At 41.0% G+C, this 25,646-nt stretch carries 24 protein-coding genes and 1 pseudogene; 19 read left to right on the top strand and 6 right to left on the bottom strand.

The window, feature by feature from the left end; translation table 11 throughout:
* Positions 1–36 precede the first annotated feature (36 nt).
* The 6 genes and pseudogenes from FTT77_RS00840 to FTT77_RS00815 all read left to right on the top strand — a co-directional run bounded on the left by FTT77_RS00840 (position 37) and on the right by FTT77_RS00815 (position 7,061).
* A complete protein-coding gene (locus FTT77_RS00840; RefSeq protein WP_180007354.1) occupies positions 37–1,752 on the top strand; it encodes an AAA family ATPase in 1,716 nt (571 codons plus the stop codon).
* A 148-nt stretch (positions 1,753–1,900) separates the two neighbouring features.
* Positions 1,901–2,887 (top strand): annotated as a pseudogene (locus tag FTT77_RS00835) (ion transporter).
* Positions 2,888–3,068: 181 nt separating this feature from the next.
* On the top strand, positions 3,069–3,989 hold the full coding sequence (locus FTT77_RS00830) for a LysR family transcriptional regulator (protein WP_078189020.1): 921 nt from the start codon (positions 3,069–3,071) through the stop codon (positions 3,987–3,989).
* Between the two features lie 12 nt (positions 3,990–4,001).
* Positions 4,002–4,325: a gamma-glutamylcyclotransferase family protein gene (locus FTT77_RS00825; protein WP_180007389.1), complete on the top strand. Its 324-nt coding sequence runs from the start codon at positions 4,002–4,004 to the stop codon at positions 4,323–4,325.
* A 253-nt stretch (positions 4,326–4,578) separates the two neighbouring features.
* Positions 4,579–5,589, top strand: coding sequence for a sensor domain-containing diguanylate cyclase (locus FTT77_RS00820; RefSeq protein ID WP_180007352.1), 1,011 nt, complete (start codon positions 4,579–4,581; stop codon positions 5,587–5,589).
* A gap of 305 nt (positions 5,590–5,894) precedes the next feature.
* Positions 5,895–7,061, top strand: a complete 1,167-nt coding sequence (locus tag FTT77_RS00815) for a CynX/NimT family MFS transporter (RefSeq protein WP_257223272.1) — start codon at positions 5,895–5,897, stop codon at positions 7,059–7,061.
* Positions 7,062–7,093: 32 nt separating this feature from the next.
* Here FTT77_RS00815 and FTT77_RS00810 read toward each other — a convergent pair whose 3' ends face one another.
* Positions 7,094–7,549: a DUF441 domain-containing protein gene (locus tag FTT77_RS00810; protein WP_180003104.1), complete on the bottom strand. Its 456-nt coding sequence runs from the start codon at positions 7,547–7,549 to the stop codon at positions 7,094–7,096.
* Positions 7,550–7,700: 151 nt separating this feature from the next.
* On the opposite strand from FTT77_RS00810, the gene FTT77_RS00805 reads away from it, so the two are divergent.
* Positions 7,701–8,420, top strand: coding sequence for a pseudouridine synthase (locus tag FTT77_RS00805; RefSeq protein ID WP_180007350.1), 720 nt, complete (start codon positions 7,701–7,703; stop codon positions 8,418–8,420).
* A gap of 133 nt (positions 8,421–8,553) precedes the next feature.
* Here the strand turns inward: FTT77_RS00805 and FTT77_RS00800 are convergent, their stop codons facing one another.
* The 3 genes from FTT77_RS00800 to FTT77_RS00790 form a co-directional block, all read right to left on the bottom strand.
* On the bottom strand, positions 8,554–8,997 hold the full coding sequence (locus FTT77_RS00800; protein ID WP_168378877.1) for a GNAT family N-acetyltransferase: 444 nt from the start codon (positions 8,995–8,997) through the stop codon (positions 8,554–8,556).
* Between the two features lie 98 nt (positions 8,998–9,095).
* A complete protein-coding gene (locus FTT77_RS00795; protein WP_078189014.1) occupies positions 9,096–9,443 on the bottom strand; it encodes a type II toxin-antitoxin system RelB/DinJ family antitoxin in 348 nt (115 codons plus the stop codon).
* A 112-nt stretch (positions 9,444–9,555) separates the two neighbouring features.
* Entirely contained in the window at positions 9,556–10,461 is a 906-nt protein-coding gene (locus FTT77_RS00790) for a pseudouridine synthase (RefSeq protein ID WP_180007349.1), read from the bottom strand.
* A gap of 135 nt (positions 10,462–10,596) precedes the next feature.
* Here FTT77_RS00790 and tsaE point away from each other — a divergent pair, with 135 nt between their 5' ends.
* The 4 genes from tsaE (at position 10,597) to hfq (ending at position 14,631) form a co-directional block, all read left to right on the top strand.
* Positions 10,597–11,076: a tRNA (adenosine(37)-N6)-threonylcarbamoyltransferase complex ATPase subunit type 1 TsaE gene (gene tsaE / locus FTT77_RS00785; RefSeq protein WP_180007348.1), complete on the top strand. Its 480-nt coding sequence runs from the start codon at positions 10,597–10,599 to the stop codon at positions 11,074–11,076.
* Positions 11,066–13,078 carry a DNA mismatch repair endonuclease MutL gene (mutL, locus tag FTT77_RS00780; RefSeq protein WP_180007347.1) on the top strand — a complete coding sequence of 671 codons (2,013 nt, stop codon included), beginning with the start codon at positions 11,066–11,068 and terminating at the stop codon, positions 13,076–13,078. Before tsaE ends, mutL begins: the two co-directional genes overlap by 11 nt.
* A gap of 6 nt (positions 13,079–13,084) precedes the next feature.
* Positions 13,085–14,029 carry a tRNA (adenosine(37)-N6)-dimethylallyltransferase MiaA gene (miaA, locus tag FTT77_RS00775; RefSeq protein WP_180007346.1) on the top strand — a complete coding sequence of 315 codons (945 nt, stop codon included), beginning with the start codon at positions 13,085–13,087 and terminating at the stop codon, positions 14,027–14,029.
* 92 nt (positions 14,030–14,121) lie between these two features.
* Complete coding sequence (gene hfq, locus FTT77_RS00770) at positions 14,122–14,631, top strand: RNA chaperone Hfq (protein WP_180040220.1); 510 nt, start codon at positions 14,122–14,124, stop codon at positions 14,629–14,631.
* Between the two features lie 169 nt (positions 14,632–14,800).
* On the opposite strand, the gene FTT77_RS00765 is transcribed toward hfq, so the two are convergent.
* Positions 14,801–16,108, bottom strand: a complete 1,308-nt coding sequence (locus FTT77_RS00765; protein WP_180108749.1) for a peptidylprolyl isomerase — start codon at positions 16,106–16,108, stop codon at positions 14,801–14,803.
* On the bottom strand, positions 16,108–18,579 hold the full coding sequence (locus tag FTT77_RS00760) for an LPS-assembly protein LptD (protein ID WP_180108748.1): 2,472 nt from the start codon (positions 18,577–18,579) through the stop codon (positions 16,108–16,110). Before FTT77_RS00760 ends, FTT77_RS00765 begins: the two co-directional genes overlap by 1 nt.
* Positions 18,580–18,699: 120 nt before the next feature.
* Between FTT77_RS00760 and FTT77_RS00755 the strand changes: the two genes are divergently transcribed.
* The 8 genes from FTT77_RS00755 to msbA all read left to right on the top strand — a co-directional run bounded on the left by FTT77_RS00755 (position 18,700) and on the right by msbA (position 25,646).
* Positions 18,700–19,713: an aminoglycoside phosphotransferase family protein gene (locus tag FTT77_RS00755; RefSeq protein WP_180007342.1), complete on the top strand. Its 1,014-nt coding sequence runs from the start codon at positions 18,700–18,702 to the stop codon at positions 19,711–19,713.
* Complete coding sequence (gene murU / locus FTT77_RS00750; protein ID WP_180007341.1) at positions 19,713–20,402, top strand: N-acetylmuramate alpha-1-phosphate uridylyltransferase MurU; 690 nt, start codon at positions 19,713–19,715, stop codon at positions 20,400–20,402. The genes FTT77_RS00755 and murU overlap by 1 nt, the downstream gene beginning before the upstream one ends.
* Positions 20,403–20,486: 84 nt before the next feature.
* Positions 20,487–21,119 carry a 16S rRNA (guanine(527)-N(7))-methyltransferase RsmG gene (gene rsmG, locus FTT77_RS00745; protein ID WP_180003083.1) on the top strand — a complete coding sequence of 211 codons (633 nt, stop codon included), beginning with the start codon at positions 20,487–20,489 and terminating at the stop codon, positions 21,117–21,119.
* Positions 21,120–21,143: 24 nt separating this feature from the next.
* On the top strand, positions 21,144–21,926 hold the full coding sequence (locus tag FTT77_RS00740) for a ParA family protein (protein WP_078188958.1): 783 nt from the start codon (positions 21,144–21,146) through the stop codon (positions 21,924–21,926).
* On the top strand, positions 21,923–22,810 hold the full coding sequence (locus FTT77_RS00735; RefSeq protein WP_168378888.1) for a ParB/RepB/Spo0J family partition protein: 888 nt from the start codon (positions 21,923–21,925) through the stop codon (positions 22,808–22,810). Before FTT77_RS00740 ends, FTT77_RS00735 begins: the two co-directional genes overlap by 4 nt.
* Positions 22,811–22,841: 31 nt before the next feature.
* Complete coding sequence (locus FTT77_RS00730) at positions 22,842–23,483, top strand: MotA/TolQ/ExbB proton channel family protein (RefSeq protein ID WP_078188956.1); 642 nt, start codon at positions 22,842–22,844, stop codon at positions 23,481–23,483.
* A 13-nt stretch (positions 23,484–23,496) separates the two neighbouring features.
* Positions 23,497–23,919 carry a biopolymer transporter ExbD gene (locus tag FTT77_RS00725; protein WP_168378890.1) on the top strand — a complete coding sequence of 141 codons (423 nt, stop codon included), beginning with the start codon at positions 23,497–23,499 and terminating at the stop codon, positions 23,917–23,919.
* Positions 23,919–25,646, top strand: a complete 1,728-nt coding sequence (gene msbA / locus FTT77_RS00720) for a lipid A export permease/ATP-binding protein MsbA (RefSeq protein WP_180007340.1) — start codon at positions 23,919–23,921, stop codon at positions 25,644–25,646. The genes FTT77_RS00725 and msbA overlap by 1 nt, the downstream gene beginning before the upstream one ends.

The raw sequence follows: 25,646 nt of genomic DNA, 5'->3' as shown, positions 1-25,646 counted from the left end.
GTTAGGCTATAGCCGTTCTTTTACGGTATAGGTCTTATGAAACAAGAAACTGCACTCAAGCTGCTCAAAGCAGGCGAAAATGTGTTTTTAACAGGTTCGGCTGGTGCAGGGAAAACTTATACTTTAAATCAGTACATCAATTATCTAAAAGCGCGCAAAGTGCCGGTGGCAATTACGGCTTCTACAGGGATTGCTGCAACCCATATGAATGGCATGACAATTCATACATGGGCAGGGATTGGGATTAAAGATGCGATTTCCGAAGATGAGTTAAAGCGCTTAAAAGAACGTAAATATTTAAAAGAGCATTTGGAAAATGCCCAAGTTTTAATCATCGATGAAATTTCGATGTTGCATGCCAAGCAATTAAACTTGGTGAATAAAGTTTTAAAATTTTTTAAAGACAGTGAAGATGCTTTTGGGGGGATTCAAGTCATTGTTGCAGGTGACTTCTTCCAGTTACCCCCTGTGGGACGCAAAGGTGAATTAAACCGTGACAAGTTTTGCTTTATGTCTGAGGCATGGGTAGAAGCGAAGTTTCGCGTGTGTTATTTGACCGAACAACATCGTCAGGGTAATGACTATCTCAATGATATTCTAAATGCGATTCGTGCTCAGCAAATTACGGGCGATCATTTGCATGCTTTAAGGCAGACAAGTTCACAAAATATAGGTGAAACCTTTACGCGCTTGTATACCCATAATATGGATGTAGATAGTATTAACTATAAACATCTAAATGAAATTGAGCAAGAATCTCGCCAGTTTGATGCCCAATGTGATGGTAATGATAAACTGATCGAAACCTTAAAATCTTCAGTGCGTGCGCCGGAAACTTTGACCTTAAAGAAAAATGCCAAAGTGATGTTTGTAAAAAACAACTTTGACGTGGGCTATATCAATGGCAGCCTCGGTGAAGTGATAGGTTTTGAAGAAGATGATGAATATGGCATCTTGCCTAAAGTAAAACTTACGGACGGCACGACCTTGGTGGTCGAACCTGAAACATGGTCTGTCGATAATGATGATGGTAAAACCATTGCCAGTTTCCAACAAATTCCACTGCGTTTGGCCTGGGCGATCACCATTCATAAATCTCAAGGGATGACTCTTGCAGCGGCTGAAATTAACTTGACGCATACTTTTGAAAAGGGTCAGGGGTATGTGGCATTGTCTCGTTTAAAAACATTAGATGGTCTGCGTTTACTTGGCTTTAATGAACAAGCCTTAGAACTCGACAGTTTGGCGATTAAAGCCGATCGACGCTTTCAGGAACTCTCTGACGAAGCGGAAACCAATTTTGCAGAGGCTGATTTAACCGTACAACATAAAGCCTTTATTCGCCACTGTGGCGGAACACTGAATGAAGTGGAAATCGAGCGCAATGAAAAGAAAATTGCCAAAACTGGTGTGAAACAAAGCTTTGCCACAGCGACTTTAGATCAAACTCGTGAGTTGTTTGAGGAAGGTTATGAAATTCAAGATATTGCTGTGGAGCGTGGTTTAACACCAGCTACGATTATTAATCATTTGGCTCGTCTGCAAAAAGAGCAAGGTTTGGATATCTCGGTGGCACATCCGGGAGAAGATGTGGTTGAGCAGGTGCGTAAAATCTATAAACGTTTGGCGAAACGACAAGACCCAGCACATTATAATGATGACGGCACGGTTAAGTTGCGTCCAATTGTGGAGTTAACCAGTCCACGCATGGGATATGACCAAGTTCGTTTGGCTTTATTATTTGTGGAATAATGGATATATGGTGCATACGAAAAATACTGATGAATAAAGTGTGGTTAATATCGTTCAATAGATTTAACAGTAGACTGTCTAAAGGATTCGTATTTTTCCTAAGCGATGGTTTACACTGTAGCAAGTTAATTTGCTAACGATTTGAATTATGACTTTTAGTGCATGGTATTCACTGCGTAAATTTGTCTATAACAATTTACATAATGATGATTATGAAACTAAATTTAGTCATTTTCTCAACTATGCTTTGATATTGCTGATTTTAGGTAATGCTGCTGCGGTTTTACTCGAATCGGTCAATGATATTTATTTGTCTTATTAAGTTTACTTTGATTTTTTTGAAAATTTTTCAATCATTGTATTTAGTGTTGAATACGTATTGAGGCTTTGGTCGATTGCAGATAAAGACCCATTTTACTCCGCTTGGCGTAATCGTTTGAATTGGGTAAAAAGTGGTGGCGCAATTATTGATTTATTGGCAATTTTACCTGCATATCTAAATTTCTTTGTCCATTTTGATTTGCGTTTTTTACGTATTTTACGATTACTGCGTTTATTAAAATTAACTCGATATTTTGTGTCGTTGCAAATTTTGTTACGTGTCATTGAACGTGAAAAAGGTTCATTTCAAGCTGTTGTTTTTATTTTATTTATTATGATTATTATGGCCGCAGCTGGGGTGTATTTAGTTGAGAGTAAAGCACAGCCAGAGGTCTTTAGTTCTATTCCTGCGTCCATGTGGTGGGCTGTTGTTACTTTAACGACGGTCGGTTATGGCGATGTAACACCGATAACCCCTGTTGGGCGGATATTAGGTGCAATGATTACGATATTAGGGGTTGGCTTGGCAGCATTGCCAGCAGGTATTTTAGCCAATGGTTTGGCACATGAATTGGAGCAACGCAAACAACAATTAGAACTCAGTTTTCGTGAGTTGATTCAAAATCGTGAAATTGATTTTGTACTTGAGCCTGAAAAAATCGAAGAAATCCGAAAAACAGTGGGTTTAACCCGTGAGCAAACACAGGATATTATTTGGCAATTGTTACGTGAGCAAAAAGAGGAATCATTAAAGCAGGAGCGTGAGCAGTATGCATATTGCCCGCATTGTGGAAAAAAATTACCTGATTTGTAATGTGAAAAAAACACATTAGCTAAAGATGATTCAGTAAAACTTGATGAAGTATATTCATGTGAATAAAAAATAGTTAAATAAAATTTATGATGAATATGATTCATAAATATCATGATATGATAAATATAATTTAAAAATACTGATTTTCAGCTCATTCAGTATGTCGTTTGTGGAACTCATTATGTTGGAATTACGCCATCTCAAAACATTATTGGCACTCAGAGAACATGGTTCTTTGGTCGCTGCATCTAATGATCTGTGTTTAACGCCTTCTGCGCTTTCACATCAGTTGAAAGAGCTTGATCATTGGTATGGGGTAGAGGTGGTGAACCGACGGACACGTCCTGTGACCTTTTCGAATGTTGGGCAACGTTTACTACGCCTTGCCGATGACATTTTGCCGCAAGTTCAAATTGCGCAATCGGACATTACACGTATTGTGCATGGTCAAACCGGCCGAATTATTTTTTCTTCTGAATGTCATAGTTGCTTTGACTGGCTCATGCCGTTATTGAATGTCTACCGTCAACAATACCCCGATGTAGATTTAGACTTTGCCTCTGGCTTTGAAGCCAATCCGCATGAACTATTACAAACGGGCGAGTTTGATCTTCTGATTACGGCAGATCCGATCAATTTAAAAGGTGTGGAATATTTCCCTATCTTTGAATATGAGTCTCGTTTGGTACTGTCAAATACGCATCCCTTGGTTCGTGCAACAAATGTGACTGTTCAAGAATTAGCAGAAGAAACGCTTATTACCTATCCGGTCGATAAACATCGTTTAGATATCATGGCGAAATTATTTTTACCGGCCAATATTCAGCCTAAACACGTCCGTACCACAGATTTGACCCAGATGCTGATTCAGTTGGTTGCAAGTGGTCGTGGTATCGCGGCATTACCTGATTGGGTGGTAAATGAATATGAACAAAAAGGTTGGGTGACCTCTCGACGCTTAGATTGTGTTTCACCTGAAGGTTTAAGACGGACTTTGTACGCCGGTTATCGTACCGAAGAGGCTGAAAAAAGCTACTTTGAAGGCTTCCTAAAACAGTTGGCGAAATTCTCACAAAAACGCAATCAATATTATTCCAACTAAGGGGGATCTATGATTCAGAGTCTTTTTGTATACGGGACATTACGTCTAGGTCAGCCCAATGCTAATGTGATGGAGCGCATAGGTGGTGTGTGGAAGAAAGGTGCGGTTTGGGGTGAATTAGAACATAAAGGCTGGGGTGCGGCTATGGGCAGTCCGGGCATTCGTTTATCGAAGGCAGGTCAAGCCATTGAAGGCTATGTTTTTATCTCTGAAAACTTAGCAGCTCATTGGGCTGCTTTAGATGAATTTGAAGGTGCTGAATATCAACGTGTGGCTGTTGATGTGCAATTGGAAGGCGGAGAATGGATGCAGAGTGAAATTTACGCGTTGAAATAATATTCAGGGGGAGAGTCGTGAAATACGTGGGGCATCCATACATCATGACTTCCCCAACCTTCGAAATATGTATCGATGATTCTGCTTGCTCTGTTGTTTCCTTGAGTGCATTTTCTTTCGAAGAGCAGTATTTGAAAGAGTTGTATCTAAAGTGCTTGAATGCGCAGAAATTACTTTAAGATTGCTATACAAGTGGATGAATAATTTTTAGAATTGAGCTGTATCTCACATTGAACCCTGTTTGAACTCAATCATGCCCAATTCTATAGAACCCTCACCAACTCAACTCATGTCTGTGATTCAAACTCAGACAGCTATTGCCAAACTGGGTTTAGATCTAAATGCAGTGATGACCGTAGTGGCAGAACAGGCGCAGCAGATTACACATGCTAAAGGTGCAGTTGTAGAGTTGGCTGAAGATGGTGATATGGTCTATCGTGCAGTGTCTGGTGGGGCGAGTCATTTACTGGGTTTAAGACTACATATTGAAAATAGCTTATCAGGTCTATGTATTGCGCAAAAACAAACATTGTATTGCCAAGATTCGGAAACAGATGCACGGGTAGATCGCGTGGCATGTCGACGTGTCGGGTTGCGTTCGATGGCTGTGGTGCCATTGATTCACTGTGATGAAGGTGTTGGTGTTTTAAAGATTTACTCTGACCAAGTCGATGCCTTTCAGGAAGCTGATTTACATATATTGAGTTTGATGTCTGAGTTGATCGCTGCGGCGATGTACCATGCAACACGTTTCGGTGCGACAGAGTTATATAAATTGGCGACTCAAGATAGCTTAACCGGCTTAGCCAATCGGGCTTTGTTTGTCGACTTTTTACGCCAAGGTATAGAAAAAGCTCGCGCGCAGAAAAAAGTACTGGGTATCTTGATGATTGATATGGATGGTCTGAAGCCGATTAATGATCAGTTTGGACATCGCATTGGGGATGCTGCACTGAAAGAAATTGCACAGCGCATTTTGCGTGAAACACGTCAAGATGACTTGGTTGCACGCTTGGGCGGTGATGAATTTGCTGTGATTTTAACCAATATTGCCAACTTAGAGCGTGCGCAAACGGCGATGAATCGAATCGCAGAAAGTTGCGGACTGCCATTTGCATTCGAGCAAATGAGCTTGAAAATTGGTGCCAGTATTGGCATGGCTTTATTTCCAGAGGATGCCGAATCCATCGATCAATTGGTCGAAATGGCAGACTTGAAAATGTACGCCAATAAGCGTGAACGGAAACAAGTAAATATTGAATAACTCACTGCTTAAATAATTCACTAATTGTTAGGCAGGTGAATTCCTTCACTACCGCCAAATTATTGAAAGTATCAGAAAAAACATTTTTGATGGGAATACGTGTTGTCTCAAACAATTGCAGATGACATCACGGAATATCATTGTTTAATTTAAATCAAAGTGCGCTTAGCATGTGACGGTGCAAGATGATTAAATAATTGAAAAATCATCTAAGGTCATTTGTTTTTTGACTCAAAATAATATTTTGAATTGTTAAGCTGTGCACTATTGCATGGCGAAAAGAGCATGACAATTCAATGAAAGGGATGTCAAAAGATTTATTCATTATTGCGGCAGGTTTTGTTGCTGCAATGCATATCGGGAAATTACCGCCCGCAATACCTGTATTACAACAGCAACTTGGTATTAGCTTTATTCAGTCTGGTTTATTGCTCTCACTAGTACAGGGTGCAGGAATGTGCTTTGCATTGTTGATTGGTAGTTATATCCAAAAAATTGGATTTAAACTGTGTATCTTATTGGGCTTAAGTCTATTGACGATAGCAAGTGCATGGGGGAGCTTTGCACAAAGCTTTGATGTCTTGTTGCTACTGCGTGTCATAGAAGGATTTGGCTTCTTATTGGTGACACTCACAGGGCCTGCATTTATCCGTCAGCTTGTACCGCTACAGCACATCAGCGCAAAGATGGGGCTGTGGAGTGCCTATATGGGTGGAGGTATGGGCATTGCCTTATTGGTTGCGCCATTTCTAATTGCTCAATATGGTTGGAGTGTGGTTTGGCTCAGTTTCGCTATGATTACTGCAGCATTACTACTCTGTATCGCTATGTTTATTCCTCAGCCTAATGTGGCGCTGAATACAACACCTATTATTGGTCTCATTCGGGATACTCTGAAACATCCTGCAGCATGGCTTTTGGCGCTCATTTTTGGGACATATGCAGGGCAGTGGTTTGCATTAGTGGGCTTCTTACCGATGATTTATGCCCAAAACCAAATTTCAGCAGAACTGGCGGGTGCTTTAACAGCCAGTGTTGCCGTTGCGAATGCTGTGGGCACATGGGGGTGTGGACTGCTATTACAGCGTGGTTTTCAAGCTAAAACTTTAGTCCAACTGGGTTTTGCTGTTTTGATCATTTGCTCCTTAGGGTTTTATCTCTCTAAAGATGCGTTACCTTTTTTACTGCAATATTTAACGGTGTTTAGTTTTTCGCTTTTTGGAGGCTTGGTTGCTGCGACGGTCTTTGCGCAAGCACTGCATTTTGCACCTTATCCTGCGGCAATTAGTACGACGGTCGGCATGATTTTACAATGCTCTGCCATATCACAATTTGTTCTGCCACCTGTGATTGCCACTGTGGTTTCACAAACTGGCGCGTGGTTTTGGGCGGGGATCTTGATGTCAGCATTATCATTCGTTGGAATCATGCTTAGTCGACGTTTATTTCAAATGCAGCATGGCTCAAATTAAAATTTTGTTAAACCGCTATGTCAGCAACGGCCTTATTGTTTAATCCCAATCAGTAGCGACAAGATGCCTGCTGCAATGAGTGGGCCGACAGGTACACCACGCAGCATGGCAACACCTGCGACTGTCCCAATCAATAGTCCGGCAACCACATCTGGCTGATTGGACATCAGTTTGACACCACGTCCGCCTAGCCATGCGACAAAGATGCCAATGGCGATTGCGACGAGGGATTTCCAACTTAAAAAGGATTTTAAAATCGAATCACCGGGTATTTTTCCGCTAGCGATCGGCGTGAGTACGCCAATGGTTAAAATAATAATGCCAATGTTTAAGCCATATTGTTGCAGATAGGGGAAAAATTCACTTAAAGGCGTGATGCGGAAAATAATCAAGACACCTGCTGCTATGGTGATCGCTGTATTGTGGCTAAAGATGCCACAAGCCAATAACACCAATAACACGATCAGATTTAAATCCAACTGAGACATAGGATATTCGTGAGAAACTTCAATAAATAATCAATAGTGTAGCGCAGAAACATTAAAAACTGGCGTTCAAGATTATTTCCGCTATTTTTCCTGCAAGTTGGCTCGTGGTTCAGTATAAAATAGCAATATATGGTGTTTATTAGGTTGTTCTATGTTTTTGGAAAAAATGCTGCAATCACAAGGTTTTGGTTCGCGTAAATATTGCCAACAGTTGATTAAAAATGGTGCGGTCGAAATACACGGTGAGATTGTAGATAATCCAAAGCAAAAGCTGGACTTGAATGATTTAACTTACAGTGTGCATGGACAGGACTATACCTATCGTGAGCATGTTTATATCGCGTTAAATAAACCTCAAGGTTATGAATGTTCGCATCAGGCAACCCATCATTTTAGTGTTTTTGAATTATTTGATGATGTGCTGTTAAATCGTGGTCTGCAATGCGTCGGGCGACTGGATCAAGACACCACTGGACTGTTGCTGCTCACGGATGATGGTCAATATCTACAAGCGCTTACACACCCTAAAAAGCATGTTGCCAAAGTGTATTCGATGCATACCGCAGATCCTGTGACACCTGAGCAAATACAACAATTAGAACAAGGCGTGGAGCTTCGAAACGAAAAAGGCATTTTCGCTGCAACCGATGTACAGCTATTGGCTTCACATCAATTGCAAATGACTGTCCATCAAGGGGTATATCATCAAGTGAAGCGGATGTTGGCGGCTGTCGGCAATAAAGTTGAAACATTACATCGTGCTCAAATAGGACAATTAAAGCTTGAAGATATTGCTGAGGGTGAATGGATCTATTTGAATGCAGCGCAAATTGAACAATCGAAATTTCGTGAAAATCTAAATTCACAGTAATAGGTACAGGGCTTTGATACGTCATCATTTGAAGGATGAATGTGCGGTATTAAAGCCCATAAATATGTCTGCTAATTATTTAAAGATGCGTTTCTAATATGCGTTGATGATGTTTTTAATGCCGAGCAAGGCATTAGCGAATAAAGTAATGATAAGTTTGAAATTCATCATCTTTAATGAAGCCCATCGATTCATAGAGCTGATGTGAGTGATAGTTATTTTTTTGAGTTTCGAGGCTGATTCGAAGCGCACCTTCATGTTGAGCAAAGAGAACCGCGGTATCGATCAATTGTTTGGCTGAACCCTGACGACGATATACAGGGCTGACATAGACATCATCTAAAATATAGTAGGTTGAACAAGCCACAGATGAAAAGCCCAAATACAGTAAGATAAACCCAGTAATCACATCATCTTTTAAGCAAATAAAAATTACGCTTTCATTATTTTCAAAACGTTGTCTTAGAAATTTATATGAGATATCAAGATTAGAAGAGGTGCCATAAAATTGGCGATATTCATCAAATAAAACAGCAAGTGGATGAAGGTCTGCTTCTGTTGCGCGTCGAACGATCATTTTTTTCTATACTCCATGCTATTTTTATCAGTCTTGCATGAAGCATATCGAATTTTCGAAATTGGTTGATTTATAAATTGTTTATAAATGCGACAGTGTTAAGTTTTGTCACCTTCACCCAAAATTGCATTGAGCTCTTCAAACAAGTCGAGATGATCATCATCTAATAATGGATCATTATTTAAAATTTCTAATTCCGCAGGGCTAATTTCAGTGGTTGAAATGGCTTGGGCTTCTTGTTGTTTTAATTTGCGTAACTTAATCAATTGTTCAATATTGATATTTTGGTTTTCAATAGAGAAGGGGATTGATTTGGTTAAAACAACTTGTTTAAAGAATAGACGTACAGCCTGTGCAGGTGTAATGCCTAATTGTTTAAACACGGCAAAGGCCTGTTTCTTTTCCTGTGAATCGAGGCGGATTTGGTAGACTTCAGTTTTTCTCATATTCTTAGAAAGCTTTAAAATACTTAACTTTTCGCATTTATTCTAATCAAAACTGTTTTAAATTCAAGAAAGTTTGGCAGTATTTTATCAATTTAATGTAATGACAATCGATTTACAGTGTCAATTCATAGGCAGAACTGAATTGAAAAGCCTGCTCTGTCACAGGATCGATAAACTCAAGATGTTTCGCAAGTAGTTGTAAAGGTTGGCTGAAATCGTCATCTGCCTTATGTTGTACTACTGGATAAAAGGGGTCATTTTGAATTGGAATGCCCAAAGCATTTAAATGTACACGAAGTTGGTGTTGCTTGCCGGTATGGGGATTTAATTCATACTTAGCGCGGTTTCCATGCTGCTGGATCAGCTGAATGAAGGTTTCGCTGTTAGGTTCACCATCTACTATTTGCATTGTATAAAAAGGTTGACCTTTTTCCATGCGATAGCGAGTTGTGATTGGGAAATTTAATTCATCTCGATAAGCTGCAATGGCATGATAGGTTTTTTGAACGTTTCGAGTGGCAAACATTTGTTGATACAGCCCACGGCTTTCGACACATTTGGAAAACAGCACCACACCTGCAGTTTCACGGTCTAAACGATGAATCGGCGTTAGCTGTTCAAGCTGCGTTTGTTTTTTGAGTCGAACCAATAAGGTTTCTTGTACATACTGACCGGTTGGACTCATGGTGAGAAAATGTGGTTTATCGACCACAATGAAATGATCATTTTCAAACAAAATCTGATGCTCAAAAGGAACATGGATTTCATGCGCTAAGAATCGATAATAATAAACATGACGATTGGCTTCAAAAGGACTGTCTATCGTTAAAACGTCACCATTTGCGGCATAGACCAATCCATCCTTAAATCGTTGTTGCCACTCTGCTGCTTGGATATGAGGAAATTGTTCACACAAATATGCATAGACGGTAGAGGCTTGCGTGTGTTGACCGTCAAGGAAGACTTTGCTGGCACTAACACCATTGATCATTGGGGGAGTAAATTCAAAACTGTGCATGAAGAAAGATCTAAAAACTGAGCAAATAAAGCAGAGAACACATCATGAAAAATGCTCAATCTGTAGTGTGAACATATCCATTTTAGCCAGTGCGATGCTATCATATTTAATTCTTATGTACATGTTGTGAGTAATATGCAGTATTCATTCAGTCTGGAACTTAATAGTGAAGTCGATACCCAAAACTTAGCTACCGTACTGGCGACGCATTTTACGACGGGTGTAGCGTATTTAATTGGTGACTTGGGTGCAGGAAAGACCACGTTAACACGTTATTTTTTACAACACTTGGGTCATCAAGGTGCGGTAAAAAGTCCAACCTATACATTAGTTGAACCTTACAATATTCAAGGACAAGATATTTTTCATTTTGATTTATATCGTCTGAATGACCCTTATGAGCTTGAACTTATGGGTATCCGTGATTATTTAGAAACGCCGAACGCCCTATTTTTATTTGAATGGCCATCTAAAGGGGGCGACGAAATCCCTGAGGCTGATTTAATTATTAATATTGAAAAGTCTGCGGATGAAACCACCCGTACAGCGACTTTAAGCTCTTCTTCAGAAACTTTGCAAAACGCTTTGGAGCAAAAATTTAACCATGCTGAATGAAATCAGTGCCCGCCGCATTCGAACGCTTGATCCTGCCTTAGCCAACCAAATTGCCGCAGGGGAAGTGATTGAACGTCCTGCTTCTGTGGTCAAAGAATTACTGGAAAATGCCATTGATGCAGGGGCGACTGAGCTGATTGTTCGTATTGAACAAGGCGGCAGTACACTGATTGAAATAATAGACAATGGTCGGGGTATTCACCCTGAAGATCTACCTTTGGCGGTCATGCGCCATGCCACAAGTAAAATCCAAACTGCTGAAGATTTGCATGCCATTGTAAGTCTAGGTTTTCGTGGGGAAGCCTTGGCTTCGATCGCTGCGGTGTCTCGTTTGACATTGACCAGTAGCCAAAATGATGACGGTGTAGGCTATCAGGTCGAAGTAAATGGCACCGCATTTGATTCGCAAGAAATTCAGCCTGTGGCAGCGACGCAAGGCACCACCATCCGTGTGCAAGATTTATTTTTTAATGTGCCTGCACGGCGTAAGTTCCTCAAAAAACCGGGGACTGAGTTTGGACATATCGAAGAAATTGTCCGTCGTTTGGCACTGACCCATTTTGATATACGTTTTGTCCTTGAGCATAACAATAGTATTAAGCTGAACTTGCCTATTGCAGACAGTGGCGCGCTCCGTTTTCAGCGGGTACAACAATTATTAGGCCGTCAATTTACTGAAAATGCGTACTGGATAGATGCTGATAGCGTCAATATGCGTCTCAGTGGTTGGTTAGGCCATCCTTCAGATGCACGTGCGCAGGCCGATATGCAATATGTCTATGTGAATGGACGTATCGTAAAAGACAAGACCGTTTCACATGCACTTCGCATGGCTTATGACGGTATTTTGCATGGGCATCAACATGCCGCTTATTTGTTGTTTATGGAAGTTGATCCAGAAAATATCGATGTGAATGTGCATCCAACCAAGCATGAAATACGTTTTCTAAATCAACGTGAAGTACATGAGTTTGTGCGCCATTTTGCCAAATCGACTTTAGCGCAATTTCAAACCGCGACAGCCGAATTGTCATCTGCAATGAAACTCGACGGGCAGGCACACGAAAATATTATTCCGCAGCCGCGTCATCAGGAACAATTTTCATTACATCAATCTCAGCCAGTTGCAGAGCAAGGCTCAAATTTTGTCAGTCCAGAGATCTCAGGCGGACTCACTGACTTTAGTTCACCTGCAACAGTGCAATATGCTTCTAATCATGCGCCAACAGGGCAGGAAGCTTATACACAGCAATATTCAAATGCGTCGAACAATAGTGCTGGATATCAGTCAAATTTAGCGGGTTCCAGACAGCTCAATAATGCATTGCAAAGTTATTTGGCGCCTTTACGTCAAACTGAGTCGTTAAATGATCCGGATACCGCATTGGCTGAACATATTCAGCAGAAAGTCGATGAGCATCCTTTGGGGATTGCCATTGCGCAATTGCATGGTATTTATATTTTGGCCCAAAACACCGAAGGTTTAATCATTGTTGATATGCATGCGGCACATGAGCGCATTGTTTTGCAACAAATGAAAACTGCTTGGGATAAACCTGAGTTTTGGACATCGCAGCAATTGCTGATTCCTAAAGTCGTGAGCATCAGTAGGATGCAAGCGATGCGCGTCGATGAGCTCAAAGAACAATTGGCACGCCTAGGTTTAGAAATAGATCAATATGGCGATGAGCAAGTTATTGTCCGAGGTGTTCCTGCCATTTTGCATAAAGCAGACTTTGATGCGCTGATTCCAGATTTATTAAATGATTTAGACCCAAGTGATCAGGTTGCAGGGTTACTACAAAAGCGCGATCAAATATTGGCAGGCATGGCCTGTCACGGCGCTGTACGCGCACACCGTATTTTAAGTCTATCTGAAATGAATGCATTACTGCGTCAGATGGAACAAACTGAATTTGCCAGCCAATGTAACCATGGACGTCCGACGTGGCGTGCGTTTCCATTGGCACAGCTAGATAAACTTTTTGCTCGGGGAGAGTAGTTTTACATGTCAAATCAATTGCCGGTCATCAACTTAATGGGACCAACTGCAAGCGGTAAAACCGCCTTGGCATGTGAATTATACGAGCAAGGTGGATTCGAATTAATTTCTGTCGATTCTGCTTTGGTTTTTCAGGATATGGATATTGGTACGGCCAAGCCGAGTAAAGCTGAGTTGGAGAAATATCCACATCATTTGATTGATATTATCAGTCCGCTAGAAGTGTATTCGGCAGCGAACTTTGTGGAAGATGCGTGTGTGCTGATTGATGATATGCATGCACGAGGTAAAACACCGATATTAGTCGGTGGTACAATGTTGTATTACAAGGCTTTATTGGAAGGGTTGTCTTCAAATTTACCAAGTGCAGACTATGCCGTACGTGCTGAAATTGAAGCCAAAGCTGAGTCGCAAGGTTGGGATGCTGTATATGCAGAATTGTGCAATGTAGACCCATTGGCAGGTGAAAAATTTAAACCGAGTGATAAGCAACGAATTATCCGTGCGCTCGAAGTTTTTAAGTTAACCGGTAAACCCATTACTCAGTTACAAGCTGAGCAACCTAAAAACGTACCATACCGATACAATTTTCATAATTACGCATTATTGCCCGACCGATTAGAATTACATGAGCGTATAGCTCGACGTCTAAAAATAATGTGGGAAATTGGATTTTTAAATGAAGTGAAAGCTCTCATTGAAAAATACGATTTAGATGAAAATTTACCCTCTATGCGCTCAGTTGGATATCGTCAAGCTTTAGATTTTTTGAAAAATAGTGATCAAAGTAGCGAAAAACAGCGTGAAATGGAGGATAAGGCACTTTTTGCAACACGACAACTTGCAAAACGTCAATATACTTGGTTAAGATCTTTGCAAGAAACGCATAAATTTACTACATATTTAACTGCGCAGCAGGCTCAAGAAGACTTGCGAAAGTGCTACGGATAAAGCAAAATTTACAGACTACCTTTTTGATAATTTTTAATTGAAAAGTAAAGGTAGCTTTTGCGCTGATTTTTATTATTTTTTGGAGTTATAACATGTCTAAAGGTCAAACTTTACAAGATCCGTTCTTAAATTCTCTCCGTAAAGAACGTATTCCAGTGTCGATCTTCCTTGTAAACGGTATTAAATTGCAAGGTCATATTGAATCTTTCGACCAATACGTTGTTTTATTAAAAAATACTGTAAGCCAAATGGTTTACAAACACGCTATTTCAACTGTTGTTCCAGCACGTAACCCACGTCCTGCTGGTGCTCCTGCTGGTGCTCAAGGCGCTGCTGGCTTCGGTGGTCAACAAGGCGGCTTCGGCGGCCAACAAGGTGGCTTCGGTGGTCAAGGTGGCTTCGGTGGTCAAGGTGGCTTCGGTGGTCAAGGTGGCTTCGGTGGTCAAAGTGGCTTTGGTGGTCAAGGTGGCTTCGGTGGTCAAGGTGGCTTCGGTGGTCAAGGTGGCTTCGGCGGTCAAAGTGGCTTCGGCGGTCAAAATGCTGGTTTTGATGGCGAAACTAAATTTGAAGATGCTCAAGACGACGAAAACAACAATCGTTAATTGAGTTAAAAAAACCTCCCAAATGGGAGGTTTTTTTTGCCTATAAAAAGAGTAGATGGTTTAAATACTGGTTTTTTAATAATTACTACAACTAATAATTACTACAACGCTGAATAATGATAAGAATCGACATAAAAAACCAGCCGAAGCTGGTTTTTTGTTTATTCACTTATTTCTTTTTACGATCTAGAGCAGGGTCTTTAATTTCAACATAGGCATTGTTGCGTATTTCACGTAACCAGCTGTCCAGTTCAGTGTCAAATTGACGCTCACCTAAAATCTGACGTGCCATACGTTCTTGTACTTCATGTGTCATGTCTTGTTGACGTGTATCTGTTACTTGCAGGATGTGCCAACCAAACTGAGATTGGAAAGGTTTGCTGATTTCACCTTTCGCTGTTGATTTCATCATCGCTTCAAATTCTGGAACCATAACACCTGGGCTAACCCAACCTAAACTACCACCATTGGCAGCAGAACCGGTGTCATTCGAGAATGTTGAAGCCAAGACAGCAAAATCTTCACCTTTTTGCAGGCGGTTATACAAGCTGTCTATCATTTGTTTTGCGTTTTCAGGACTCACCACTTCAGAAGGTTGAATCAAGATATGGCGAGTTTGGTATTGTGGAACAATGGCTTTTTGTTCGCCACCTTTACGGTCAACCAATTTTAAAACATGAACGCCATCACGTACTGAAATCAGTTCAGTGGTTTGACCGACTTGCAAAGGTGCTACACGTGCAGCAAGTTCATCTGGAATATCAGATAAGTTGCGGAAGCCCATATCTGCACCGTCAACTTTAATGTCTTTGGTGCTGTATTTGTTGGTAATCGCTTTAACATCGTTACTTGCTGCCAGTTCTTTGCGAATGTCTTCAGCGATTTTAACGGCATTATCACTGCTAGCAACGCGTACATGTAAGACGTGGACTTGATTACCTAGCGCAGCTTGACCTTGTGGTGAACTTAAGAAGTTTTTCACATCTTGGTCACTGATTTGAATACGAGAAGTGACCAACTGTTGGCGTAGGCGTTGTAACGCGATGTCTTCAGCGATACGTGCACGTAAACCTGCATAGGTATTTGGTGCAACAGCATCTAATTTTTGCTGAAACGCTTCTAAGCTTGGAGAGCCGGCATCTTTCGCAACTTTAAGTACGGCTTCATTGAGTGATTTTTCATCCGCTTTGACGTTATAGCGTTTCACTTGTTCAAGCTGTGCTTGGCGCGTAATCAGCTGTTCTAAAGCTTGTTGCTGCAAGTATTCGGTCGGTGGGATGGTTTGTTTTTTTGCTTGAAGTTGGTGAGTAATTTCGGCAATGCTTTGATCAAGATCACTACGTAGAATCACGCTATTGTCAACGACAGCTACAATTTCATCTTTAGGTTGCGCAGCAGCAAATACAGATACAGAAGTCAATAGGCAAAGTGCCAAGGCTGACGCTTTAAAAATTTGTTTTAACTGTTTTGTCTTCATTAACGTTCTGTCCAAGATTGATTAATATTGTTAAAACCCAACACTCGGTTTTCAAGCAAAGAGGTTAATTTATTGTTGAAGCCACCTAAACCTTTTAGGGTGAACTCCGCCATAATGGCACGTTTTGGTTTAACATCTGAAGATGTTACATTATCTAAATCGTTATAGTACGAACGACCATAAACTGAAACACCCCAGCAGCATGACTCGTAGTTCACACCAAGTAAATATTCACGCGCAATACTGTTGTCGAGGTCATATTGTGCATGACCGATAATACGCCAGTTATTGTGTATAGGTTGAATAAACGATGCTACTGCTTGGTCATAGCTGTCTTGGCGGTTCGGAATGTCTTTACGATAGAAATAACCGACATTGTATAAATTGCCTTTATTTCCTGTGTAATACATTTGAATATCGCGCTGAGCATTATCACCATTCGCCATCCATGCAGAATTGGCATTGACACTGATGCTGTCAGATAGTTGGCTAGAAATGCTCACGACAGGGCCAGTATGGCGTTCGGTATCAAATTTATCAGAGACGTTGTTTAGCGTGACGCGGCGGTCTTCAAAATAGAAACTTTGACCAACGCTAGCTTTTAAACGCTCAAGACCAACATCATCAAATAAACTATAGCTCAAGCCTAGAGATGCGAAGTTGTTGTCTTCTAAACGGTCATTACCATAGAAGCGACGCGGGCTAAATAACTGGTCATAGTTAATTGACGCTGTGGTTGAGTCAAAGTTCGGGTTAGTGTCTTGGTTTTTGTATGGAGAATACGCATAGAAGAAGCGTGGCGTTAAGGTTTGTAGATAACGACCTTCGCGCTCCATCACAAGACCCGCATCTAAAGTAAATTGCGGTACAACGACCGACTTACTTTCATTTGATGAACTAATGTTTTGTGCATTAACGGTGTCTTGATCGTAAATCGTGTTGACATTACGAATCGTTGCTTCAGGAATCACAAATGACCAAGGAGTACGATAGTTATAACGCACACTAAAGTCGTTATAAATACGGGCGCCGCTTGGCTCATACATTGGCGAATCGCCAGTATTGTTTGGAATATTATTACTACGTAAGTTCTTTTTGAAGTAAGCCGTATCATTGTTAAATTCGTACTGTAAGCCGAGCGGATTACCAGTCTTGTAGTTCAGTAGGAATTGTGGCAAGCGCGCATATGGACGGTCTTCATCACTGACAGTTTTATCCAGTGTTTGGAAGTCTTCCACTTTAAGCTGTGCTTTTAGGCCAGGGATACCATTTTTATAATTGAGTTCCCATGCACGGCGTAAGTTCAGGTCAGTTTTTGAGTTTGGATTATTATTGAGATCTGAGAAATAGTCTTTATCAGATGCATAATTGTATTCTAAATTTGTCGTGAATTGATCGTTAATTTTCCAGTTATGTAGGAAATGTAAGTCTTTACGATCCTGATCATCATACTTTTGGTCGGATGGTAAATACCCCCCCCACACCATCCCTGAACCAAAGTTTTTGGTCAAATAACGGAATTCACCTTCCATCATTGCGCCACGGTCTGCAATATAACGTGGTGTTACTGTAGCATCATAGTTTGGCGCAAGGTTTAGGTAAACTGGTACTGCAAGTTCAATACCGCCATCATTGGTAAAACCAAAGCTTGGGGTCAAAATACCTGTGGTACGGCGGTCATCAATCGGGAAGTTGAAGTAGGGTACAACCATCACAGGAACATCTTTTACATAAAGTGTTGTCCCCTTGGTTTCGCCACGACCGGTTTCTTGATTCAGCTTAATTTTGTCTGCTTGAATTTTCCACGTTGGTTTTTCATCGGGTGGACAGGTGGTATAAACCGCATTTTCTAATTCAAGGGTTTCGGTTGAAGTACGTGAAATTTTCTCAGCGCGACCGTGTGCATGCTGCTGTTCAGCAATAAAGAAACTGTTATTTAAATCACCCTGTTGGGTTCTTAAATTGTAATCAATCGAATCACTTTGAGAAATCAGCCCAGACTGTGCCATTTGTACGCGGCCAGAAGCATTGGCGTAGGTTTGGGTTTTATCAATTTTGATTTGATCGGCACGAATTTGACGACCTTCTTGGTCAATCAGAACATTACCTTCAAGAATGGAGTCGCCATTCGGGTCAAAATGACCATAGTCTGCGGTAATGGTAGAGGTTGCATCTTCAGGTGCGACTGCTTTCGTTGTTGGAGCAACTGGGGTAATCCAGGTGCCTGTACAAAACGCAGAACTTAATTGATTAGTGTTGCGAATCTGTGCTTCAGGTGCAGATTTATCGACATAATATTGTTCGAAGAACTGCTGCCCCGGATAAGCTTCTGAAATGCTTTGTTTGAGTTGTTCTGTATCGTCATCCGTGGACGGGTTTGAAACAGGTGCTGCATAGCTTGGTAACGAGCTACCACATAGAAGGGTTAAGATCGCAGTCGCTAAAGGATTAAATTTAAACTGATGCTTCATTTGTCTCATTAACCAGGTATGCTTAATCGCAATTAATTATTGTCGCATCATAGAGAAAAAGTTGATAAGTAGCTACACTTAGCACTTTAAAAACTCAGCCTGTATTAGAATTTATCGCAAATGAATACACAACGTGAACAATTGATACAAACATGGATTTCATCTGTACTCGATTCAGATCAATTTGAAATTAACTTCTTAGCAGGCGATGCAAGCTTCCGTCGTTATGCACGAATCAAATTGAATAATAAAACATTTATGCTCATGGATGCACCACCAGAAAAAGAAGATTGTGGTCCTTTTGTGTCGATTGATGAATTTTTTGATGCACATGACGTGCGTGTACCACATATCGTGGCCAAAGACCTTGATCAAGGCTTCTTATTGTTAGAGGATTTTGGTGATGTTTTATTGTCCACGTTGTTGAATGATCAAACAGTAGACGCACATTATGCTCAAAGTTTTAAACAGTTGATTCAATTACAGTCAATTGATGGTACTGCTCATTTTCCTGCATATACCTATGAAAAGCTGATTTCTGAAATGGAGCTGTTAACCGATTGGTTATTGCCATCTCTACAAGTGCAGCCTACTGAAGAAGAATCGGCACTGATTAAACGTACCTTTGCTATCTTAGCCAATGCTGCATTGGCTCAGCCTCAAGTGATTGTGCATCGTGATTTTCATAGCCGTAATTTGATGGTACTTGATGGTGAGCAAGATCAGGGTGTGATTGACTTCCAAGATGCTGTGATTGGTGCAGATACTTATGATTTGATTTCTATTACACGTGATGCCTATGTGCAGTGGAATGCAGATCGCGTTTATGCATGGTTTAAGACGTTCTATGATTTGCTACCTGCATCGGCAAAAGAAGGTCGTAGCTTTGAGCAATTCAAACAAGACGCAGACCTCATGGCGATTCAACGGCATATCAAAATTTTAGGTATTTTTGTGCGCTTATTTGAGCGTGATGGTAAGTCGGGTTATCTCAAAGATTTGCCGCGCGTGATGTGGTATTTACTCGAAGAAAGTAAACCGTATGCAGAATTACAACCTTTTATGCAATTTATTCAGGCTAAAGTATTGCCGAAATTTGAAGCCAAATACGGCACTTATGAGGTTGTTGCATAATGAAAGCCATGATTTTAGCGGCGGGTCTCGGAAATCGGATGCGCCCTTTAACATTGTATAAGCCAAAGCCGTTGCTTGAAGTGGGTGGAAAACCACTGATTGTTTGGCATATAGAAAAGCTAAAAAAAATTGGCGTAACTGAAATCATCATCAATTCTGCATGGCTTGCAGATATCCTGATTGGTACTTTAGGTGATGGTTCGCAGTTTGGTGTAGATATTCGTTGGACACGTGAAGCGGAAGGTTTGGAAACAGCTGGTGGCATTATTAATGCTTTACCTTTGCTTGGGACAGAACCGTTTATTTTAGTCAATGGTGACGTTTGGACGACTTACGATTTTTCAGCCTTGCTCAATGTTGAGCTAAAAGATGATTTGGCACACTTGGTTTATGTGACTAATCCAACGCAACATCCAAAGGGTGATTTTATCTTGGATGCAGGGCGTAGTTATACCTTTGAGCAAGAACATGCAGGCGAGGCACTCACCTATAGTGGGATCGCTGTCATTCATCCAAATATGTTTGATGGATTGGAAGCGGGCAAGCGTCCGCTCGCACCTTTATTGAAAGAAGCTATGTTGGATGGAAAAATTTCTGCAGAGAAAATGCAAACTGCGTGGGTTGATGTTGGCACACCTGAGCGTTTAAGTGATCTAGATCTACAGATTCGCCAAGGCATGTACGATTAAGTGCATATTCGCTAAGCGTTAGCTACTGTTCCACGGCTTAGAAATCGGTATACTTCAGTTAATTTTTATTGAGATGTCTTCTTTATGCATCCTTTTTTTCAAGACTTAAAGCAAGGTAGTCAAAAGCTTGGCTTAGATTTGAGTGAAGAAGCATTAAATCTATTGCTGAAATACCAAGATGCCCTAGTGCTGTGGAACAAAGCGTATAACTTGACTGCTATTCGTGATCCTAAAGAAATGTTGGTTAAGCATTTATTGGATAGCTTAAGTATCCTAAATGATTTGCCTGCAGGTCGTTTATTGGATATCGGTACGGGTGGTGGCATGCCGGGCATGATCATTGCACTGTGTCAGCCTGAACGTGAATGTGTGCTTTTAGATGCCAACGGTAAAAAAATTCGATTCTTAAAACAATTTATTGCTGACTTAAAACTAAAAAATGTCATTGCGGTACAAACACGTGTCGAAAATGAAGACAGCATTAATGAACTGGGGCAGTTTGATGTGATCACCAGTCGTGCTTTTGCATCGTTAACGGATTTTGTGGATGCGTCTAAACCGTATATGCATGCGCAAAGTATTATCGCGTCGATGAAAGGCTTAATTCCTGAAGAAGAAGTTGAAACACTAAAAAGTGATTTCAAGATTGATATCGTTGCATTAAAAGTTCCACGACTTGATGAGCAGCGTCATTTAATTTTTCTTAAACGTATTTAAAATTTTCAAAGGACTGGGGTTACCATGGCTCAAATTATTGCGATTGCAAACCAAAAGGGTGGCGTAGGTAAAACCACAACGGCTGTGAACTTGGCTGCATCTCTAGCCATATTAAAAAAACGAGTTTTACTTGTGGACATGGATTCACAAGGCAATGCCACGATGGGTTCGGGCATTCAAAAAAATGATTTGTTGTATTCAGTCACGGATGTCTTACTTGGTGAAGTGCCGATTGAAACCGCTATTTATAAAGCGGAAGTGGGCTATAAGGTTTTAGGTGCAAACCGTGACTTAGCTGGCGTTGAGCTTGCAATTGCAGATCAAGACGGTCGTGAGTTTATTTTACGTGAAGCATTGGCAAGCGTCGAAAAAGACTTCGACTATATTATTGTCGATTGTGCACCAAGTTTAAGTTTGATCACTGTCAATGCACTTGCAGCGGTACGTGCTGTGCTGATTCCAATGCAGTGTGAATATTATGCCTTGGAAGGTTTGGCTGATTTAACCCAAACCATTGACCGTATTCAGCAAGCATTGAACCCAGATCTAGAGATCGTGGGTGTGCTGCGTACTATGTACGATGCGCGTAATGCCTTAACACGTGATGTGTCTGCTGAGCTTGAACAATACTTCGGTCAGAAACTTTATGACACGGTTATTCCGCGTAATATTCGTTTGGCTGAAGCGCCTGCGCACGGTTTGCCAGTGATTTATTTTGAAAAAAGCTCGAAGGGTGCAGTTGCTTATTTGAACTTGGCAGCTGAGATGTTAAAAAAAACCAAAGTAAAAAAAGGAACTAAAGCATGACCGTAAAAAAACGCGGACTGGCTAAAGGTCGTGGTCTGGATGCCTTACTCGGCTCAATTCAAAAAGAAAAACTACAGCTCGAAGCAAAAGCTTTAGATCATGGACAGTTAAAACAAATTGATGTGCATTTATTGAAACGCGGCGAGTATCAACCGCGTCGTTTCATTAAAGAACAAGATTTACAAGAACTTGCTGCATCGATTGAAAAGCATGGTGTCATGCAACCAATCGTCATTCGTCCTGTCGAAGATGAAAAGCATCCCTACGAAATTATTGCTGGTGAGCGTCGTTGGCGTGCGGCTCAGCTTGCAGGTTTAACTGAAGTTCCTGCCATTGTTCGTGACTTGAGTGATCAAGTGGCAATTGCCTTGGCATTGATTGAAAACATTCAACGTCAAGATTTGAACCCAATCGATCAAGCCATGGCTTTACAACGCTTCCATGACGAGTTTGGTTTAAGTCATCAAGAGATTGCCGATACGGTAGGTAAAGCACGTACCACGATTAGTAACTTACTACGCCTCTTGTCTTTAGCGGATCAAGTCAAAGACTTTATGCAGCAAGGTTTGCTCGATATGGGGCATGCACGTGCGATCTTGACGTTAAAAGCCAAAGATCAGCTTAAAGTTGCTGAAATGGTGATTGAAAAAAGTATGTCTGTACGTCAAACCGAACAATTTGTTCGTGATTTGAATGCACCAAAACAACAAAAAGCGAAACCAAGTGTTTCATCAGACATTCAGCAACTGACACAACGTCTCTCTGATCGTTTCAGTGCAGATGTGAAAATTGATCATAATAAACAAGGGAAAGGCAAGCTGGTGATTAGCTACCATACTCTTGAAGAGCTAGATGGCATTTTAAATATTTGTCTAGCTGAATAATTTTTAAATTCGATTTATTGGGGAAAATCAAATGTGGGAATTAGTCAAAGCGGGCGGGTGGTTAATGATCCCGCTCGTCATTTGTTCGATCTTTACGGTAGCCATTACCATTGAGCGTTTTATTCGTTTAAAAAAATCAATGGTGTTGCCAAAAGACTTGATGATGAATGTGAACACATCGGTGAAAGATGTGGTGCAGCAGCTAAAGCAAAGTCCAACTTTACAGCAAAGTACATTGGGTCGTGTATTGGGCGCAGGTTACGCTAGTAAAGATCAAAACGAGCAATATGCACGTGCGCAAATGGAAGTCACAGCGTCACAAGAAATTGGTTATTTAGAAAAAAATATCAACTTTTTGGGCACTTTAAGCGCTGTTGCACCTTTACTGGGTTTGTTGGGTACGGTGATCGGTATTATTGAAGCATTCTTAATGATTGATATAGGCACCAATAGTGATCCAGTGTTGATGATGCCGGGTATTTCTAAAGCCTTGATTACCACTGCTGCCGGTATGTTAATTGCTGTACCTGCATTATTTGCACATCGCTATTTCCAACGTTTGGTTCAGGAATATGTGGCTGAGTTAGAACAGCAGTCGACGTTATTTCATGCCGCTTTGTTTTATAAAAAAACACCTGAAGTAGAAAGTCAGGACATTCAGAAAGCCAGCTGAGTGGAGACTGCGCATGAAATTTAAACGTCGTCAGGTTGAAGATATTCATATCAACCTCACACCGATGATTGACTGTTTGATGTTCATTTTGGTGTTCTTGTTGCTCTCGACTACCTTTAACCAGATGAGTCGAATGAACCTGACTTTGCCAGATGCACAGGGTGTTCCACCTAAAAACTATGATCAAAAGATTGAAGTTGTGGTGGATTCAACAGGACATTATTCTGTCAATGGTCAGTCATTGGCGAGTAAAGAAGTCTCTGATTTGAATACTGCAATTAAACAGACAGCCAATGATCGTCGTGATTTAATGTTTGTGATTGCCGCAGATGCAAAAGCAACACATCAAGATGTGATTCGGGTGATGGATGTTGCAGGTCAACTTGGATTTGTGAATGTCAACATCAGTACCAAAGTTCCAACTCGAGGTTATTAGTGAAGCACGATTTTAAGGTCTATTTACGCCTATTAAGTTATTTAAAACCTTTTTGGGGAATCGGCCTGCTGGTTTTGCTTGGTTTCGGTATTAATGCTGCGACAGAAGTTTCTGTCGCAAAATTATTGGAACGCATTATTGAAGCCATTCAAAACAAAGATCAAAGCTTTACAACCTTATTTCCACTCTTGGTGGTTTTATTGATGTTCTTCCGTGGACTCGGTTTGTTCATGGGGGGATATTTTACCGCAGTGATTTCTCGAAACTTAATCTTTAATATTCGTCAGCAAGTGTTCGCAAAACTCATGCGTTTGCCTTCGCAATATTATTTAGATAATTCGAGCGGTCATATCACTGCAAAAATTATGTATAACGTTGAACAGTTGACGGCGGCATCGTCTGAGTCACTAAAAACGATTGTACAACAGGGTTTGATTACCATCGCATTATTGGGTTATTTGCTGTATACCAACTGGCGTTTAACTCTGTGTATTTTGATTTTTGGCCCAATTATTGGGCTGATTATCCGTAAAGCGTCGAAACGCATGCGTAAATTATCCATGCAAGTACAAAGTACCATGGGTGACGTTAACCATGTGGTGCAAGAGACAGTACAAGGCAACTTGGTAGTGAAGGGCTTTGCAGGGCAAGATTATGAACAAAAACGTTTTTATGAAAGCTCAATGGAGAACTTACGCCGCGGCTTAAAAATGGTTGTGGTGCAGCAACTCAATAGCCCAATTGTTCAGCTGATTATGTCGATCGCGCTCAGTATCGTGATGTATATCGCGCTACGCCCAGAGATTCTACAAGATACAACAGCAGGTGAGTTTGTAGCGTATATCACTGCCGCAGGTATGCTGAGTAAGCCGATTAAAACCTTAACGGATGTCAATGAAAAACTACAACGAGGCATGGCAGCAGCTTATTCAGTTTTTGAATTGCTTGATATGCCTGAAGAAGTAAATAACGGCACGCTGAAGCCTGCTTTGAAAGGTGATGTCGAATTTAAAAATGTTAATTTGATCTATGCCGATGGTCACCATGCGATTCATGACTTCAATTTAAAAGTGAATGCAGGGCAAACTGTTGCATTGGTTGGGCGTTCAGGTGCAGGTAAAACCTCACTGGTCAATCTGTTGGTGCGTTACCAAGAGGTATCCTCAGGCCAATTGTTGCTTGATCAGCATGATATTCACGACATAGAGCTCAATAGCTTGCGTACTCAGATTTCGATGGTCAATCAGCAAGTGGTTTTGTTTAACCGTACAGTGCGTGAAAATATTGCTTATGGTCAGCTCGAGCATGCAACAGATGAACAAGTCATTGCTGCTGCCAAAGCTGCATTTGCACATGATTTTATTATGGACTTACCGCAAGGTTATGACACACCATTGGGTGCCCAAGGTTTAAATCTATCTGGTGGACAACGTCAACGGATTGCAATTGCTCGTGCGATTTTGAAAAATGCACCGATCTTAATTTTAGATGAAGCGACCAGTGCGCTAGATAACGAATCTGAATTTTTCATTCAGCAAGCATTTGACGCTGCGATGCAAGATCGTACTACGATCGTGATTGCGCATCGTTTATCAACCATTGAAAATGCAGACTGTATTGTGGTGATGGATAAAGGGCGTATTATTGAACAAGGTTCGCATACGGAATTGATGGCACAACGTGGTGCATATTACCAACTTCATCAGCGTAATTTTGAGGAAAATTAA

Origin of the sequence: Acinetobacter sp. YH01010, assembly GCF_013420775.1 — a bacterium.
Classification (GTDB): Bacteria; Pseudomonadota; Gammaproteobacteria; order Pseudomonadales; family Moraxellaceae; genus Acinetobacter; species Acinetobacter amyesii.
Note: the sequence above shows the minus strand (reverse complement) of the source record. Positions and strands in the feature narration are given on the sequence as shown.